This is a genomic window from Halostagnicola bangensis (assembly GCF_054653435.1).
In genome coordinates this window covers 2,452,657-2,469,358 of the sequence record NZ_BAAIGG010000002.1, presented here as the reverse complement: position 1 = coordinate 2,469,358, position 16,702 = coordinate 2,452,657, and the positions used below count along the sequence as shown (strand labels likewise).

18 protein-coding genes are annotated in these 16,702 nt (G+C 61.1%); 5 read left to right on the top strand and 13 right to left on the bottom strand.

Annotation, left to right across the window (positions count from 1 at the left end):
- Positions 1–54 precede the first annotated feature (54 nt).
- The 3 genes from ACYQ14_RS14005 to ACYQ14_RS13995 all read left to right on the top strand — a co-directional run bounded on the left by ACYQ14_RS14005 (position 55) and on the right by ACYQ14_RS13995 (position 1,447).
- Positions 55–750 (top strand): class I SAM-dependent methyltransferase, encoded by a 696-nt coding sequence (locus tag ACYQ14_RS14005; protein WP_459889051.1) that lies wholly within the window; start codon positions 55–57, stop codon positions 748–750.
- Positions 751–817: 67 nt separating this feature from the next.
- Entirely contained in the window at positions 818–1,096 is a 279-nt protein-coding gene (locus ACYQ14_RS14000) for a hypothetical protein (protein WP_459889050.1), read from the top strand.
- A 126-nt stretch (positions 1,097–1,222) separates the two neighbouring features.
- Positions 1,223–1,447: a DUF7347 domain-containing protein gene (locus tag ACYQ14_RS13995; protein WP_459889049.1), complete on the top strand. Its 225-nt coding sequence runs from the start codon at positions 1,223–1,225 to the stop codon at positions 1,445–1,447.
- 137 nt (positions 1,448–1,584) lie between these two features.
- Here ACYQ14_RS13995 and ACYQ14_RS13990 read toward each other — a convergent pair whose 3' ends face one another.
- The 6 genes from ACYQ14_RS13990 to ACYQ14_RS13965 all read right to left on the bottom strand — a co-directional run bounded on the left by ACYQ14_RS13990 (position 1,585) and on the right by ACYQ14_RS13965 (position 5,971).
- Positions 1,585–2,208 carry a hypothetical protein gene (locus tag ACYQ14_RS13990; RefSeq protein WP_459889048.1) on the bottom strand — a complete coding sequence of 208 codons (624 nt, stop codon included), beginning with the start codon at positions 2,206–2,208 and terminating at the stop codon, positions 1,585–1,587.
- Positions 2,208–2,753, bottom strand: coding sequence for a signal peptidase I (locus ACYQ14_RS13985; protein ID WP_459889047.1), 546 nt, complete (start codon positions 2,751–2,753; stop codon positions 2,208–2,210). The genes ACYQ14_RS13990 and ACYQ14_RS13985 overlap by 1 nt, the downstream gene beginning before the upstream one ends.
- A gap of 7 nt (positions 2,754–2,760) precedes the next feature.
- The gene (locus tag ACYQ14_RS13980; protein WP_459889046.1) at positions 2,761–3,504 is read right to left on the bottom strand and encodes a TasA family protein; all 744 of its coding nucleotides are present in this window, start codon (positions 3,502–3,504) and stop codon (positions 2,761–2,763) included.
- 25 nt (positions 3,505–3,529) lie between these two features.
- Complete coding sequence (locus ACYQ14_RS13975) at positions 3,530–4,069, bottom strand: TasA family protein (RefSeq protein WP_283838026.1); 540 nt, start codon at positions 4,067–4,069, stop codon at positions 3,530–3,532.
- A 388-nt stretch (positions 4,070–4,457) separates the two neighbouring features.
- Entirely contained in the window at positions 4,458–5,057 is a 600-nt protein-coding gene (locus tag ACYQ14_RS13970) for a DUF7344 domain-containing protein (RefSeq protein ID WP_459889045.1), read from the bottom strand.
- Between the two features lie 302 nt (positions 5,058–5,359).
- Positions 5,360–5,971 carry a DUF7344 domain-containing protein gene (locus ACYQ14_RS13965; protein WP_459889044.1) on the bottom strand — a complete coding sequence of 204 codons (612 nt, stop codon included), beginning with the start codon at positions 5,969–5,971 and terminating at the stop codon, positions 5,360–5,362.
- A gap of 369 nt (positions 5,972–6,340) precedes the next feature.
- Between ACYQ14_RS13965 and ACYQ14_RS13960 the strand changes: the two genes are divergently transcribed.
- On the top strand, positions 6,341–7,534 hold the full coding sequence (locus ACYQ14_RS13960; RefSeq protein WP_459889043.1) for a redox-regulated ATPase YchF: 1,194 nt from the start codon (positions 6,341–6,343) through the stop codon (positions 7,532–7,534).
- Between the two features lie 39 nt (positions 7,535–7,573).
- Here the strand turns inward: ACYQ14_RS13960 and ACYQ14_RS13955 are convergent, their stop codons facing one another.
- Positions 7,574–7,798 carry a DUF8007 family protein gene (locus ACYQ14_RS13955; protein WP_459889042.1) on the bottom strand — a complete coding sequence of 75 codons (225 nt, stop codon included), beginning with the start codon at positions 7,796–7,798 and terminating at the stop codon, positions 7,574–7,576.
- 200 nt (positions 7,799–7,998) lie between these two features.
- On the opposite strand from ACYQ14_RS13955, the gene ACYQ14_RS13950 reads away from it, so the two are divergent.
- Positions 7,999–8,724 carry a DUF8052 family protein gene (locus ACYQ14_RS13950; protein ID WP_459889041.1) on the top strand — a complete coding sequence of 242 codons (726 nt, stop codon included), beginning with the start codon at positions 7,999–8,001 and terminating at the stop codon, positions 8,722–8,724.
- Positions 8,725–8,744: 20 nt separating this feature from the next.
- Here ACYQ14_RS13950 and ACYQ14_RS13945 read toward each other — a convergent pair whose 3' ends face one another.
- From ACYQ14_RS13945 to ACYQ14_RS13920, 6 genes are all read right to left on the bottom strand, one after another.
- Positions 8,745–10,592, bottom strand: a complete 1,848-nt coding sequence (locus ACYQ14_RS13945; protein WP_459889040.1) for a carbon starvation CstA family protein — start codon at positions 10,590–10,592, stop codon at positions 8,745–8,747.
- A 109-nt stretch (positions 10,593–10,701) separates the two neighbouring features.
- On the bottom strand, positions 10,702–11,673 hold the full coding sequence (locus tag ACYQ14_RS13940; RefSeq protein WP_459889039.1) for an ArsA family ATPase: 972 nt from the start codon (positions 11,671–11,673) through the stop codon (positions 10,702–10,704).
- The gene (locus ACYQ14_RS13935) at positions 11,673–11,969 is read right to left on the bottom strand and encodes a DUF7990 family protein (protein WP_283838018.1); all 297 of its coding nucleotides are present in this window, start codon (positions 11,967–11,969) and stop codon (positions 11,673–11,675) included. Before ACYQ14_RS13935 ends, ACYQ14_RS13940 begins: the two co-directional genes overlap by 1 nt.
- A 130-nt stretch (positions 11,970–12,099) precedes the next feature.
- On the bottom strand, positions 12,100–13,392 hold the full coding sequence (gene gdhB / locus ACYQ14_RS13930; RefSeq protein WP_459889038.1) for a glutamate dehydrogenase GdhB: 1,293 nt from the start codon (positions 13,390–13,392) through the stop codon (positions 12,100–12,102).
- A gap of 3 nt (positions 13,393–13,395) precedes the next feature.
- A complete protein-coding gene (locus ACYQ14_RS13925) occupies positions 13,396–13,536 on the bottom strand; it encodes a rubrerythrin-like domain-containing protein (protein ID WP_459889037.1) in 141 nt (46 codons plus the stop codon).
- Between the two features lie 112 nt (positions 13,537–13,648).
- A complete protein-coding gene (locus tag ACYQ14_RS13920; RefSeq protein WP_459889036.1) occupies positions 13,649–16,645 on the bottom strand; it encodes a GAF domain-containing protein in 2,997 nt (998 codons plus the stop codon).
- Positions 16,646–16,702: the final 57 nt, after the last annotated feature.

Sequence of the window (16,702 nt, the reverse complement as noted above, 5' to 3'; positions counted from 1 at the left end):
AGAGGGACACTACCGGCCGAACCAGACTCAGCACGACGGTCGACCCCGAATTATATGCGACTTCGCCTCGAGAGCCACCACACGCCGATGGCTACCGAGGAGATTTCACACCCGCTGTTTGCGACGCTGTACGACGGGCTCTCGCCGATGGAGTGGCTACTGGCACCACACCGCCGATATCTCGCAACCGACCTCGCTGGTCGTGTCCTCGACGTTGGAGCGGGTGCCGGAGCCATGTTCTCCCACGTCGTGGACGAACGGGAGGACGACCCCGAACAACCCCTCGAGTACCACGCCGTCGAACCGGATCCACACATGCGCAAGCGAGCCAGTCGTAGCGCGACCGAGGCCGGACTCGAGGTGGTTCTTCGAGACGAACGCGCGGAGTCACTTCCCTATCCCGACGATAGCTTCGACGTGGTACTCTCCGGACTCGTGTTCTGTACGATTCAGGACCCCGACGCCGCACTCGAGGAAGTTGCCCGGGTTCTCGAACCCGGCGGCGAGTTCCGCTTTCTCGAACACGTCCACGCCGACGGCTGGCAGGGCGCGGGACAGAACCTGTTGAACCCGCTGTGGGAACGACTTGCCGGGGGCTGTCAGTTAAATCGGGAGACGGTCGAACGATTCGTCTGCCGCGACGAGTTTTCGGTCAGGGAACTCGAGCGACTCGAGTTTGGCGTCTTTCCCGTCAACCCGGTCGTCCGGGGGACGCTGTACCGGACACAAGAGCGGTGGCTACCCGGCTAAAGGGAAGCGTTTCCACCCTGAAGCTGCAGGTGGAACTGTTTCACGTCTGTCCGGTATAGGATAGAACATGTCTGAACCCGATCGAGAGCCGACCGAAAAACCGACGCACGACGTGGAGGAGGCCGAGCAGGAGGGCAAGGGGATGGCTCGAAACTGGATCGGGGTCGCCGTCGTCTCGATATTCACGTTGCTGGCGATCGTGATCGGAATGATGCAGGCGACCGGCGTGGTGGATGTCTTCGCTCCCTTCGCGGAAACCGGAACCCAGCAGTGGGGCATCTTCTTCGTGATTGCCCTCGCCGTGATCGCACTCGCCGCCTGGAGTTGGAAAGAAATTGTTGGATAGGTTAAATTTACTCTTGCTGGTAGGGGTTTTTCTTAAGATACCAAGGCGTGATACTCTCGTCATGGCTTTCAAATCACATAATTATATCTCCGATAGTTTCAACTGTGCCGATTTACAGGGTTGTAGATGAGCCGAGAGTGCGGTGACGAATTGCCCGGTGACGTGTTTCGGGTGCTCAGTCACGACCTTCGGCTCACCGTATTGGATGTTCTCGAGCGGACGCAACCGGCCGACGAATTCGCAGGTAATCCCCTGGCCTATCCCGACTTGGCCGACCGCGTCGCCGAGCGACGCTCGGGCGAGTTCAGCCAGGATTCAGGTAACTTCAGTTACCACTTGCGGACGCTCTGAGACGTCGAGTTCATCGAACGAGTCGACGGAGGGTACCGCATCAAACAGGCGGGCATCCAAATCGTTCGAGCGATCAGAGCGGGAACGATCACGGACCAGCGGGAGTTCGAGGCGACCACCATCAACGAGCCCTGCCCCTACTGCAGCGGCCGATCCGCGATCACGCTCGCGGACTCCTCGGAATCGTCATCGCTCGCGTTTTCGTCGGCGTGAGTCGTCTCACGGTCGCCGTCGGTACCGTCGTTCGCCGAACCAGCGCTCGAGTCAACTTTCCTCCAATCGGACGAATCCGGTCCGTCGCTCGAGGCGCGCGGTTCGAAGATCTCGATGGTCGTCGAGGCCTCGAGTTCGGCGCCGTTTTCGAGTTCGGCCGTCACTACGAGCAACGGCTCGCCGACGCCCCCGGCGTCGACGACGTCCTGTGCGGTCGGCTCGAACAGGCATTTTTGCGGATTGCAGGTACGCACTGGTGCATCGACCGGGTCGCCGCCGACGGTCACGACGACCGTCTCGGAATCGATCGTTGAATCGGGCGGTCGCTCGAGATGGATCGTCGTGATTCCCTGATTAGTTGTCGAGAGCGACTTCGGCGTGAATTTGAGGGCTCCGTCCGACGGCTTGGGTTCCGCTACCGTAATCTGCGCGGCGTCGCTCGAGGACTGGTCGCTGAAGTACGCCCCCGAGAAGCCGACGGAACTCACAAGCATGAGGACAGCAGCCCAGAGGACGAGCAGCTTGAATACGGTCGCAACCCGTCCCATCAGCTCTCTCCTCCCTCGTCGCTCACCGTGAGTTCGTACAGTTCGTTGACGACGAGCAGGGCACACGGAACGACGACGAAGAGCGCGAGCCCCGTTCGGGTCCCTGCAAACGAGACGACGCGCCCGATGGAGGGAATCGAAAACGCGACAGTCCCGATCACCTGTTCTTCGTCGACCGCGGAGCTATCCGGGGCGTTGTTCGCGTCGCCCTGCGTGACGAACTCGAGGCCGTCGTCCGCCTGTTCGATGTCGACGACCCGATGCGTGACGATGCTCGTTCCGTCGGCCGCATCGAACTCGTCGGGATCAGCCGCGTCGAACGTCAGTACGTCCCCTTCTTCGATGCTCGAGGGATCGCGCTCCTGGACGATCACGACGTCGCCCGCGTCGATCGTCGGGTTCATGCTGTCCGAGAGAACGACGTAGCTCTCGTCGGCCCCGGCGACGTCGGGCACTGCGAACACGAGAAACGGTACCAACAGCGCAACGAACAGCACTACTCCCGAAACGTGAAGCGCCCGTCGTTTGCTGATCCCCCTACTCATGATGGTGTTACCCGACCGTGCCGTCGAACGTCTGGCTCTCGTCTTGCAAGAGCGCGAAGTGGACGTCGGTGATCAGTTCGGCCCCCTGATACTCGTTGCCCATCCCTTCGCCGACCCTGAAGTCGTAGTGGAACGTTCGCCCGTCAGAGGACGGGTCGCCGTTCGTCCGCGGCGAGGGGTTGAGCCTGAGCTCCCGCTCCGAGAGATCTGCGAGCGTCAGCGACTCGCCTGCTTCGAAGACGTCGAAAAAGTCGTCGCCGTCGACTTCGAATCCGAAGTCACCGGGAAGGTCGGCCTCGCTCTCGCCGAGCACTTCGAATCCGTCGACGTAGTCATACCCCTCCCAGGAGAGGACCTCGATCTCGAGTTCGTCCTCCATACTCGAGCCGTCTCGACCCTCGCCGGGTGTCGTTTCGTGCCCGATGTAGACGGCGAGACAGGCGGCGTCGACGCTGCCGGTGTTGACCGCGTCGCCGTTGAACGAGAGGTTCCGTTTCGCCCATCCGTCGCCGACGTACGCCTGCGCCGTCGTATCGCCCGGAGCGACATCCTTGAACGCGTATTCGAACGAGTAGCCGTTCGAGACGTCCAGTTCCATTGTTCCGGCCTGGATGCTGTTTCCGGACGACGTTTCGGCGTCGCTGAAGTACGCGAACGTCCCCGCACCCGCCCCCGCGGAGGCGAGTCCGATACCGGCCACTCCGACCAGCGCACTCCGCCTCGTCAATGTTCGATTTGAGTCGTTTGTCATAAGTATCGAAAAAGCGGCCGCTCGATCAGCCGTCCTCGCCGGGTTCCTGTCGCAGAGTGAACGTATGATCGATCTCGACGGACGCGCCTTGCAGGTCGTTGCCCGCCCCCTCGTTGAACGTCGCGTCGATACTGATACTCGCGCCCTCACCGGCGGAGATTCCTTCAAGCGAGAGTTCGCCGTCGGCGAGTTCTGCGAGCGTCTGTCCGTCCGGATCGTCGCCGTTAGTGTACTCGAGATCGAGGTCGATGTACTCCGCGAGATCCTCGTCGCCGGAAACGTCGGTATCGATCGCCAGCTCCGCGGCGTCGATCGAACCGGTGTTCTGGAACGAGACACTGACTTCCTCCTCGTCACCCGGCGCGGCGTTTTCCCACGTGTAGGAGAAGCCGTCGCCTTCGTTCACATCGAGCTCGAGCGTGCCTGCGGAAATCGTGTTCCCTTCGCTGGTTTCTTCGTCACTGAAGAACGCCCACGTGCCTGCGCCTGCGGTGGCACCGGCGCCGCCGATGAGTGCTGTACTTGCGAGTATCTTCCGTCGCGTCAGTTGGATTTCTTTCGTCATCTGTCTCTCAGTTGCGTTTTCACGCAGTTTCGGCGAGGGACGAGACCTCCTTTTGTATACACGAGCTGTGAATGTTACAAAGAAATCGTACGAATCGGTACCCATCGTTTACAGCCCGTATAACGGATCTACGAGAGGACAAACGGTGTGTACTGTCGCGAAAATCAATCGCGACAGGACCAGTTTCAAAACGCCGCTCGCAAGCCGATTATGACACGGTTTGAGAATACCTCGAGCCGTCAAATTGCACCCGCATTCGGGGCCGAAGCGGCGACATCCGGACAGGGTCGTTACTCTAATGCTGTCCGGACAAATCGAGGTGACGAGTGTCCAGACGAATCGGAGTGAGGAGTGTCCAGACAAACCAAAGTGACGAGAAACGTGACGATCAGGGTGGATCGACGTGTGCGACTTCCGGCGGCGGCCCCTCGGTTCCGAGCCGATTCTGGCGGTTTCTGTAGATGTTGACGGTACCGATGGCGACGATTATCGATGCGGTGAGTACCGCCCATACACCGCCCGGGATCACGGAGAACGGAACTAGCCCGATCCATCCGAGGAACGCACTCGAGCCGAAGCTTAGCGCGATACCCGTATAAAAGACGCTCCAGGGAATTTCGTCCTCGGGAACGACATCCATGTAGACCCGAAGCGTTTCGATGTTGTCGGTCGGATGGGCAACCATTTCGTTCGTGTCGTACTCGATGATCCCCATCTTATCGAGTTTCGGTAAGTGCGCCTGATGCAACGCGGTGTAGACGCGCTTTCGCTGTTTCGACGTGACCTGTTCCCGCGGGACGGCGTTTTCCCACGCCGCAACCTGATTGGATAACGTTCGGAGCGTGACCGGCTCCCACTGTTGAATCAGGTAGTGAACGGTAAACCGTCGCCGTCTGTTACTCAACGCCTGGTACGCGATTTCCCGATCGATCGGAGTGGTACTCGAGCGGGACCGTGTTCGTGGTCGCTGTTGCTCTGTAATACTCATTCGTCTCCCCCCTCATCGATCACGAAGCGGGCCGAACGCAGATTCCTTCCGTCGAACGCGGTACAACCCCGGGCGCTGTGTCGATGAGTAGTTTCGTTACCTGCCATTCGCGAGTTCGAGAAGGGAAGAGTTGTACTTTTGTATACACTATATGCAGAATCGACAAAGAGTGTTTGCGACGCTACAAACAGTGTCTATTGGCCGACAATGATCGTATACTGCTCGTATTCGGTGTATACTACGCGGTCGAACGGGTCATAGTAGCCGAACGGACCGTAGTGGTCGTCCGATCCCTCGAGTCCTCAGGACGGTTCGGTCTGTTCAACTTCCGGCGGCGGGCCCTCTACTGCGAGCTGATTCCGATACTCACTGTGGATGTTAAAGAGGCCCGTCGTAACTATTACCAGAGAGATTATCAGCGCCCAGAGATAGCCCGGAAGAACGTCGAAGGGGAGGAATCCAGCCCACCCGAACAGCGCACCCGAGCCGAAGCTTAGCGCGATACCCGTATAAAAGACGCTCCAGGGAATTTCGTCCTCGGGAACGACATCCATGTAGACCCGAAGCGTCCCGAGTTTCTCGGTCGGGTGAGCGACCATCTCTCGATTGTCGTACTCGATGATCCCCATCTTATCGAGTTTCGGTAAGTGCGCCTGATGCAACGCGGTGTAGACGCGCTTTCGCTGTTTCGACGTGACCTGTTTCCGCGGGACGGCGTTTTCCCACGCCGCAACCTGTTTCGATAACACTCGGAGCGATATCGGTTTCCGTTCTCGTAACAGGAAGTGAACGATAAAGCGACGGCGTCTATTGCTCAACGCCTGATAGGCGACTTCCCGGTCGACCAGATTACCGTCCTCCCGTCGGTGCTGTTCCCCCAGCTGACGCAGATTGTACTGTTTTGAAATGCTCATAGTCCCCCCTACTCGGGTTAGTTCGATGTTCGGTCGAAGTGATACCGGCCTCGACGAACGATTCGGTTCGACGCCCCCGACAACGATTCTCTCATCGCCGATTGGATGTTCGGCCGATTCGTTTTCGACCGATCTTCCCGCGTCGTCTTCCTGTCGTTCGCCGTGCTCACACCATCACTTTCCAGATCGAACACGTTGCAATAGTACACATGATAAAATAGTAATTAGTACTTCCGAATAACATATTATAGTAGTTTATTCAATATGTTGGATGGGCATTAAGAGTGAGGGAAAACCGTGGTACGTAGTGACGTTACACGACAGTGACGGACAGAAACCCGTTTAGGTACCGGCCGACCACAACGGACAATGAGTTATCGGATCGGACTGGTGGGGAAACCATCGGTCGGTAAATCGAGCTTTTTCAACGCCGCGACCATGAACGACGTTCCCGAGGGAGCCTATCCGTTCACGACGATCGATCCCAGCGTGGGCGAGGCCTACGCCCGCGTCGAGTGTGCCGCGCCCGAATTCGACGAGGAGTGTACGCCGAACGTCGGCTACTGCGATCACGGCACTCGATTCGTCCCGACGAAACTCGTCGACGTGGCCGGCCTGATCCCCGGTGCACACGAGGGCGCGGGCCTGGGCAACCAGTTCCTCACCGACCTCAACGAAACCGACGTGCTCGTCCACGTCGTCGACTTCTCGGGCGAAACCGACCTCGAGGGCGAACCCACCGAGGGCCACGACCCGCGAAAGGACATCGCCTTCCTCGAGGAGGAACTCGACCAGTGGTACCTCGGCGTTCTCGAGAAGGGCATCGAACGCTACGCCTCGGGGTACACGACCGAGGACGACGCCATCGAGGAGGAACTCGCCGAGCAGATGAGCGCGTTCAAGACCAACGAAGACGAGATCAAACGCCTGATTCGGCGGGTCGACGTCGGCTTCGAGCCCGAGGAGTGGGACGACGAGGACAAACTCGAGCTGGCCCGCGAAATCCGCAAGGAGACCAAGCCGATGGTGATCGCGGCGAACAAGATGGACACGCCCGAAGCCCAGGAGAACTACGAGGAAATTACGACCGATCCGGAGTACGAGCACCTGACGATCGTTCCCTGCAGCGCCCACGCCGAAAAGGCGCTCAAGTCCGCGGACAAATCCGGCGTCGTCGACTACCGACCGGGCGATGAGGACTTCGAGATTACGGATGATGTCTCCGGCTCGCAGAAAGAAGGACTCGAGCAGATTCGGGAGTTCCTTTCCGAGTACGGCGCGACCGGCGTTCAGGCAGCTCTCGAGACGGCGCTGTTCGACGTCCTCGGCGTGATTCCGGTGTTCCCCGGTGGCGCGAACGGGCTGGGCAACGAACGCGGCGAGGTGCTTCCCGACTGCTACCTGATCGATCCGAACTCGACCGCGGAGGACTTTGCCTACAGCCTGCACTCGGATATCGGCGACGGCTTCCTCTACGCGACGGACTGTCGGACGAACCGACAGCTCGGCAAGGATTATGAGGTCGAACCGCGAGACGTTATCGAAGTGACGACGACGAACTGAGGTGGCGAAAAACTGAAGGGTCGGTTTACTGCGGGTTTGTTATCGCTTCCAAACGAAGGCATCGACAGCACTGTTGAGTCGACTCGAGACGCCCGAAAGCCAGGCGGCTGGCGACACGAGACGGAGTTCGTCCTCGTCGACTTCGATCCGGTCGCCGGCGTAGGGGTCACGGGCGGCGCGCTCGTCCTCGTTCCGGCCCGCGTTTGCAACATCGACCGTGGTCGACATCGAACAGCGGCCACAGGCCTCTCGTTCGTCCGCCATCGGTTACTCTGGTTCACGTACGAACTTGTTCGCTTTAAGCCTCCTGTAGACCCAGCAACCACCGAGGACAATTTTGGGACAAAGCGGCGGACGACGACACGCCGACGCGTTTTTGGTGACTCCGTGGTATCACCCACCATGAGCGGATACCGTCGTGGGGCAACGAATCGACTCGAGCGACCGGCGGATGGTGACGGTCGATGAGTGAACGACATGGCACGAGTCCCGAAGACGGGGAATCGAAACCAGAAGACCAAGCACAGACCACCGACGACTGCACCAACGCGGGGGCAGGAAACTCCGACTTCGAGGCCGACGACGGGGAGTTCGGCGAGGATTTCGACGAACTTCCCTCCGAAATCCGCGAAGCCGTCCCCGTCTGGGAGGACGAGTACCTCGATCGGGTCAGCGACCGGCTGATGCACACCTACGACCTCGAGAAGGAAGTCCGCGAGCGTGGGGAGTCCTTCGACCTCTACGGCGAACTCCGCGTCGAGAGCAGCAAACACCTGTTTCACCCCTCGGTGCAGTACGCGAACCACCACATGCGCGAGTTCCTCTATGGCGACCGACGCTCGAGCGTGACGGTTGCCGACCTCGAGCGACTGGTCGAATTCGGCCACGAACTGGCCGACGAACGGGTCGACCCGAGCGACGAACATCGCGCAACGGAATTTACGTTCGTGCTCGTCACTCCCGAGATTCCGACCGACGTTCGCTCGTTCGTCGACGGGTTCTCGAATCGAACGCTTCTGAAGTACGGCTATCACGGCCACTACGAGGTTCACCTCTGCGTGGTTGCACCCGCCGAAGAGGATATCGTTGCGAGCGATCGAACCGAAATCAGCGGTGCATTCTCGCTGTGGGGTCCCGTCGAGAAAAAGCGCGGATTAGTTAGCCGAGTTCGGTCGGCGCTGTTTCTGTAGTCGTTCGAGTCGCGTCGGAGTTAGTCGTCGTCTTCGCCCGTCGCGCTGGTCGGTTCGTCCGTCGAGAGCAGGTTATCTCGATTCTCCTGAAGGTTCGACCAGCCCAATCTGATGATCGCGATCGCGAGCCAGATTAGGATGAACGCGAGCAGCATCCGGAGTCCGCTCGAGACCTGCTCTAAGAGCGAGGCTTCGGCCATCCATTCCGAGTTGAGCAGACCCATATACAGGTTCTCGTAGAGGGCGAGCCACAGGAGTCCGAGGATCGTGATGAATATCATCACGACGACCGGAATACCCGTGCTCAACAGCTGTTTCGAGTCCTTCCAGTTGGCGAGCCAGATGGTCGCCGTCAACAGCGCCAACGCGGCGAGCAACTGGTTCGCGCCGCCGAACAGCGGCCAGAGTTCTTCCCACTGGCCGCTCGAGACGAGCAAGAACGCGGCCAGCGTCGCAATCGCCGTGTTGACGTACTTGTTCTTGACGACCTCCTGTGCCGAGGAGTCGGGCGTCGCGATCAGTTCCTCGACCATGTACCGGCCGAGCCGAAGTCCGGTGTCAAGACTGGTCAGCAGGAAGCTCACGAAGACGAGCGCCATGAACACCTCACCGTACTGAATTGGAATGTTGAGTCCCGTGAGGAGGAGCCCACCGCCTTCGGCGAAGTTCGGGAGTGCGGCAGCGATACCGCCGATATCGTCGACATCGGTGATCGCGATGACCGAAACTGCGGCGAGCGCCGTCGCTGCGAGTAATCCTTCCGCGAGCATGCCGCCGTAGCCGATCAGGCGGGCATCGCTCTCCTTGTTGAGCTGTTTCGCCGTGGTTCCCGAGGAGACCAGCGAGTGGAATCCGCTGATCGTCCCACAGGCGATCGTGATAAACAAAAGCGGGAACAGGGGCATCGCTTCGCCGACGAGTTCCCCGCCGAAGAACCCGGTGTAGGCAGGGAGCTCGATCGTCAGGGACTCGTCGGGCGTTCCGAGTGCGGTGCCGACGACGACCGCCAGTAACGCCCCGCCGACACCGAAGTAAAGCAGGAACGAAGAGAGGTAGTCACGCGGCTGCAACAACACCCAGACGGGAAGGATGCTCGCGACGAACGCGTAGCCGAGCGAGACGATTATCCACGCGGCGACGTTCCCGCTGTCGAATACTGCGGCACCGGGAACCCACATTCCGTCACCCGACAAGAGAACGAACGTGTTCTCGGGCATCCCGGCGGATTCGAACAACGCGATCGGGAACTGGATACCGACGAACACGCTGGCGAACACGCCAGCGACGAAAACGATCGTCCCGGCAACGAACGGAAGGTCGAGCTGATAGAGCCAGACGCCAGCCAGAAGCGCCAGGAAGATGTACAGAATGCTCGCGGTCGCCGCCTGCGGATACGCGTCGAGGATGATCGCGATCAGCAGGGAGAAGACAGCCACGACAAGGATTATCACCAGGAAAGCAAACCAGAGGAACATGTTCTTCCCCCGCTCGCCCACGTACTGGCCGATCACGTACCCGATCGATTTCCCCTCATGGCGAACGCTCGAGGACAGGGACATGAAGTCGTGAACGGCCCCCATCAGCGGGTTCCCGATCGCAACCCAGAGCATGGCCGGGACCCAACCCCAGACGAGCGCCGCCGTGATCGGACCGGCGATCGGCGCGCCCCCTGCAATGCTCGAGAAGTGGTGTCCCAGCAAGACCGGTTTCTTCGCCGGGACGTACTCTTGTCCGTCTTGATACTTGTGTGCGGGCGTCTCGCGCGAGTCGTCGAGTTCGACGAATCGCTTGAGGTATCGCCCGTACCCGATATAGCCAATCGTAAAGAGAGTGACTATAGTGGCGACGATCCAAATTACCCCTGTCATAAGTGTCTACCCTCCCGATTATTTTATGCCCACATAAATCATGTGGGATGGTAACAGCGAGTGGTAGAGTTGCGCCACTATTCAGGGAAAAACGTCCAGAACGAAACAACTAGTCGCTATTTTTGTAAGGGGGGACGTCGATCTCGAGCGTCTCGGCGACTCGGGCGAGCCGATCTCCTTTGATCTCCTCGACCTGCGTCTCGATTTCGGCGACGACCGGCGGTGATAGCTCCTCCGCGGCCGTCTCGAGTCGGTCGGTTTCCGTCTCGACTCGATCGCGAAGGTATCGGGCTCCCCGACCATCCTCTTCGGGATCCGGCTCGGGGGTGAGCCTGTTCGCGATCAGTCCGCGAACCTCGAGGCCCTGCTCGGCGAGGTCGTCGATCGCTCGGCTCGTCTCCCGAATCGAGAGCGAATCGGGGTTGAACACCAGGAAAAACGAAGCGTCGTTTCGGAGCGTCTCGCCCGCGGTCTCGAAGAACTCCTTTCGATCCTGCAGGTGGGCGAGTACGGGGTCGCCGTCCATCACCCGACGTGGCTCCTGATTCCCGATCGCCGCCTTCTCGAAGAGGTCGATGCTTTGGCGACGCTTGGCCATCAGGCGATCGATCCATCCCTCGAGGTAGTCCGGGAGCGAGAGCAATCGGAGCGTGCCGCCGGTCGGCGAGGTGTCGAAGACAACCCGGTCGTACGCCTCGCTGCTCTCCATAACGTCGACGAACCGATCGAACAGCGCCGCCTCGTAGGCACCAGGGGTGCCGTGGGCCATCTCGATCTGTCTGTCGATGTCGTTGACCATCGCCGCTGAAACCTGCTGGGAGAGGTTTCGCTTGACCTGTGTCAGGTGCTCAGAAACCTCTTGCTCGGGATCGATCTCGAGGGCGTGGAGGCCCTCGACGCCCTCGACGGGCCGCGGGTCGTCACCGAACTGCTGGTCGAAGAGATCCCTTACGGAGTGGGCCGGATCGGTAGAGACGACCAGCGTCTCGAGACCGGCCTCGGCGCACTTGTAGGCGTAGGCGGCGGAAACGGTCGTCTTCCCGACGCCGCCCTTCCCGCCGAAGAAGACGTACCGGTCCATCAGAAGTGGTACTGTCTCCCTTTTCGTTCGACGAGCGATGCCCGGTCCCACAGCCGTCGTTCCCAAGCCTCGAACTCGTCTTCGAGGTACGGCAGGAGTTCGGCCGTGTAATACGACACCGGCGACGGAACGCCAAAGGCGTCCGGGAAACACGACAGCATGAACTCATCCTCGAGATCCTCCGCCTCGGCCTCAATCTTCTCGTAAGCGGGATGTGAAAGCATGCCGTGATAGAGCCCACGGAGCCACTCCTCGAGAGTCGCCCGAAAGGTAGCGATACGGTCTGCGAGCGTCATTAGCAACCATGCTCGGGTACGGAGCCAAAAAGCTGTCGTGTCCGTAAGTGGGTAGTTCGGCGACTGGTTGGTCGCCGGAACGGACGAGTCTGGAATCCAAAGCCCCGCTCAGTTCGGTACGCGGCCGCGATTATGGCCAGAGGCCTCGAGCCTCGTGGGCGTCCGCGATCCGCGACAGCGCGACGATGTAGGCCCCGTCCCGCCAACTGACGTCTCGAGACTCGACCTCCGATCGAACCGCGTTCCAGGCGGTTACCATCTCGGCCTCGAGTTCGGCGTTGACCTCCTCGGGGCTCCACGCGCGGCGGTTGATATCCTGAAGCCACTCGAAGTAACTCACCGTTACGCCGCCCGCGTTCGCGAGGATATCGGGGACGACCGGAATTCCGCGCTCGGCGAGGATGGCGTCGGCGGCGAACGTCGTCGGTCCGTTCGCGCCCTCGACGACCAGATCGGCCTGAATATCGTCGGCGTTGGCCTCCGTGATGACGTTCCCGACCGCCGCGGGGACGAGCACGTCGACGTCTAACTCGAGCAGTTCCTCGTTCGGCATGACGTCGTCAGCGTTGCCGGTGACCGCCTCGGGCTCCTCGTCGTGAGCCGGGATCGACGCCACATCGATCCCGTCGGGTTCGTAAATCGCGCCGTTGACGTCGCTGATCGCGACGACGGTCGCGCCCCACTCCTCAAGCTGGCGGGCGGCGTTCGCGCCGACGCTACCGAATCCCTGGACGGCGACCGTCGTGTCCTCGAGCGGGGAGTCGTAGTACTCGCAGGTTTCTCGAGTGATGATGGCGACGCTGCGTCCGGGCGCTTCTTCACGACCGTGGCTTCCGCCGACCGCGGGCGGTTTTCCGGTGACGACGCCGGGGATGGTCTCGCCCTGTTGCATGCTGTAGGCGTCCATGATCCAGGCCATCGCCTGCGAGTCGGTCCCCATATCGGGGGCCGGAATGTCCCGCGTCGGGCCGATTACGTCCCGGATCTCCTGTGTGAACCGGCGGGTCAGTCGCTCGCGTTCGTCCTCGCTTAACGATTTGGGATCGACGACGACGCCGCCTTTAGCGCCGCCGAAGGGGAGGTCCATCACGGCGCACTTCCAGGTCATCCACATCGAGAGCCCGACGCACTCGTCTCGAGTGACGTCAGGGTGAAATCGCAGGCCGCCCTTGTACGGCCCCCGAACGCTGTCGTGCTGGGCTCGGTAGCCGGTGAAAATGTCGACGCTCCCGTCGTCTCGTTCGACCGGGACGGTGACCTCAGTTACTTTCGCGGGGTGGTTCAACCGCTCGAGTACGTCGTCGGTAATCTCGAGCTGTGAGCCGGCACGAGCGAGTTGTCGTCTGGCCGTCTCGAGCGCCGTTTCCGGCTCGTTCGCGGCCGCTTGCGCTCGAGGCGGCTCGGATGAAAGGTCCGAGGACATGAGTTACTCGATCGGGATCTCTCGATTCCGCATCTCGGCGCCACACTCCGGACAATCGATCGGGGACGTTGCTCGGGCGACCGCACCGCAGGCGAAACACTCGTAGGTCGATTCCTCGTCGGGATTTGTAGTTACGTCTTTCATAGGTATCACTGACGAACCGGAGACGCGGCGTTCGTCCGTACAGATTTATAATAGGGATATTAGGATAACAGTATCCGTTATATTACTAGCACAACTTCCCGGTGAGGGTTCACTATTCAACCCCAGGTGTTCCCGTCGCCGGGAGGCCGATTTCGTCGAACAGGAGCGAGAACAGTTTTCGCTGGACGGTTCGGTTGTGTCCGTAAAACGCAGCCGGGGAGATATCGAGCGAGTCGGCGATCTCCTCGCCCGTTTGCTCGCGCGGCGATTCGAAAAACCCGCCGTGGTAGGCCATCCGGACGACTTCGAGCTGTCGCTCGGTCAACTCCTCGAGCAGTTCCGTTCGCAGGTCGCCCGCGGACGTCCGTTCGACGGGTTGCTTCGAACGAAGTTCGACCGACTCGAAGCTGTTCGTCACCATTCGGGTCGGCGCTCTCGCATCGACGTTGTTCGGGACATCGACGACGATCCGCGAACCGGTCGGCGTCGCCCGTACCCGTCGAAGGACGACGCCATGGTCCGCAAGTCGCAGGGCGAGAAACGGCATCGAAAGCTCGAGGAGGATCGATCCGCCTCCCTGCGCTTCAGGGCCGGACGATTCGCCCGCGCCGACACCGTCGCTGACAACCTGCACGTCGTCGACCGAGACGAGATCCTCGGCGGCGGCTGCGACATCCTCGACCGGAGCGCCGTCGATCGAAGCGAAGACGGAGACGACGGAGCCGTCCTCGTGCTGACGGACGCCGCCGTCGAACGCCACCTCGCAATTTGCCCGGCTGGCCAGCTGCTGAAACACGAACGTCTCGTCGTCGACCTCGAGATCGAGGCGCGTACTCGAGACGGTCAGTAGCGCGTTTTTGCGTTCGACGGCGGCGATCGCCGACGCGATCGTTTCGCCCAGTTCCTCGAAGACGGCGCGGGACACTTCGTCGAACGCGGCCGAACGGTCCGCGTAGACCGCGAGCACGCCATAGGAGAACTCGTCGTAGGAAAGCGGGACGCTGATCGCGGACTGGAACTCCTGGGAGAGCGCCTGTTTGCGCCAGGGTTCCTCGTGGATCCCCTCCGCGACGTTCGAGACGACCGCGACGGTCCCCGACTGCGCGGTGTCGCTGGCCGGTTCTCCCGTTTGCCTGTCGACGGGGCCGGTGACGGTATCGAGGTAGCCGCGATTCTCGCCGTCGTGTGTACGCGCCTCGAGGCGCGTTCCGTCGGGGTCCAGTTCACCGATCCAGGCGAAGGAGAACCGATCCGCGCTCGTCAGTCGGTCGCAGACAGCCGCTTCGATTTCGTCGCGGGTCTCGGCCTGAACCATGGCCTGATCGATCTCTCGAATGAGTTCGTTGATCCGGTTGAGTCGCGTCAACCGCTGATTTCGATCTTTCAGCTCGCGCTCCTGTTCGTAGAGCGCAGACTCGCGCTCGATCCGATCGAGCGCCGCTTCAGCCGTCGTCGCGAGTAGGTCGATCACCTCTCGAGTGACGTCGTCGAACCCTCCCTCGGCCGTCGATCCGGTGACGAAGACGCCGTTTTCCCCCAGCGGAACGTAGGCACAGCGGCGAAGCTTCGTGCCCCCGTTCGACAACAGTTCCGACTCGCGAACGTCGTCGAAAAACCGTCGCTCGCCCTCGACGAAGGCGTGGCCCACGATCGAATCGGCCGTCGCCCGATGTTCGGAGAGCGAGCCCTCCGCGCGCTCCATTTCCTTCGTTGCGGCCGCCGGTCGGATGGCGCTCTCGTCGGTATCGAACAGGTACGCGGCGTTGGCCTCGAGATCGAGCACGTCGACGGCATCCTCGACGACGATGTCGGCGATTTCGTCCCGCGTTTCCGCCAGTAGCAGTCGTCTGGAAGTTCTATGCAGTGCCGTCAGCGCCTCTTCGCGACGCTTTCGGGTGGTGATATCGCGACAGCTGTAGAGGAGCGTCCCGTCCTGAATCGAGACTTCGCGAACGTTGACCAACAGCGCGTGTTCGTCGCCGTTCTTGTCCGTCGCCGTACACTCGATGTTCGTCAACACGCCGTCGGCCGCGAGTTCCTCGCGGTCGAACAGACCGGGGCCGAGCAGTTCCTCGATCGATCCCATCTCGTGAATCTCGTCGTCGGTGTAACCGAAGATGAAGTGAACGTTCGGACAGACGTACGTGAACTCACCGGACTCGTCCGTGATGAGGACCGTATCGGTCATGTGGTTGAGCGTCACTCGATGGAGCTCCTCGGACTCGCGCAGTTCCTTCTCGAGTTCGATACGGTCGGTAACGTCGTTTCCCTCGGCAACTATCGAAACGACGACTCCCGAGTCGTCGCGAACGGGGCGAAGCGTCACCTCGAGTACCCGTTTCGTGGCGTCCGTTGCGTCGTCGGCTCCGTCACCGCTGTACCGACTGAGCAGTTCACGCTCGACCACTTCGCCCGACGCGGCTCGTTCGAGCGCCGTTTCGATCGATTCGCGGTCTTGCGCTCGCCACCACGTAGTCGTCTGGAACGGCCGTCCGCGAACGTCGGCGTGGTCCGCATCGATCGCCTCGAGTGCGGCCGTATTCGCTCGAGCGACGGTCCCGTCGAGGGCGAGTTCCCAGACGTACGTCTCCGGGTCGTCGAAGATGGTCCTGAAGCGGCGTCGGGACGCCCGGGCGTGGCGACGCGTGCGCTCGCGATCGATCACTCGCTCGAGGGCCGCGGGAAGTTCGTCGACGGATTGTGAGCGCGGAACGTATTCGGCAACGCCGGCACCAATCGCCGCACTCGCCAGCGTTTCGGAGCCCTCGGACGGCGAGAGGATAACCGGTGCCGTCGACCGATCGAGTTGTAATCGCTCGAGTAACTCCACTCCGGTTCCGTCGGGAAGTTCTGCGGCGGCAAGTATGCAATCGATATCGCCGGGGACGAGATCAGCTCCGGGAGCGGGGCCGAGTTCGGTCGTCGCCGTCTCGACGCACTCCAGCGCATCCGCGACCGTTTCCACGCGGGTGACCGAGACGGTTTCGACGGGCACGTCACCGGCGACGCTCTCGAGCGTCGACTCGAGCGAACGCGCCCCGTTATCCGGACCGTCGGCCGCCTCGACGACGAGCACGTGGATATCGTCGATGAGGTCTGAAAACTCCATTCGTCATTGCTACGCGCTCGGGAGGATAGAAACCACCGATCTCGACGGGGGGATCAC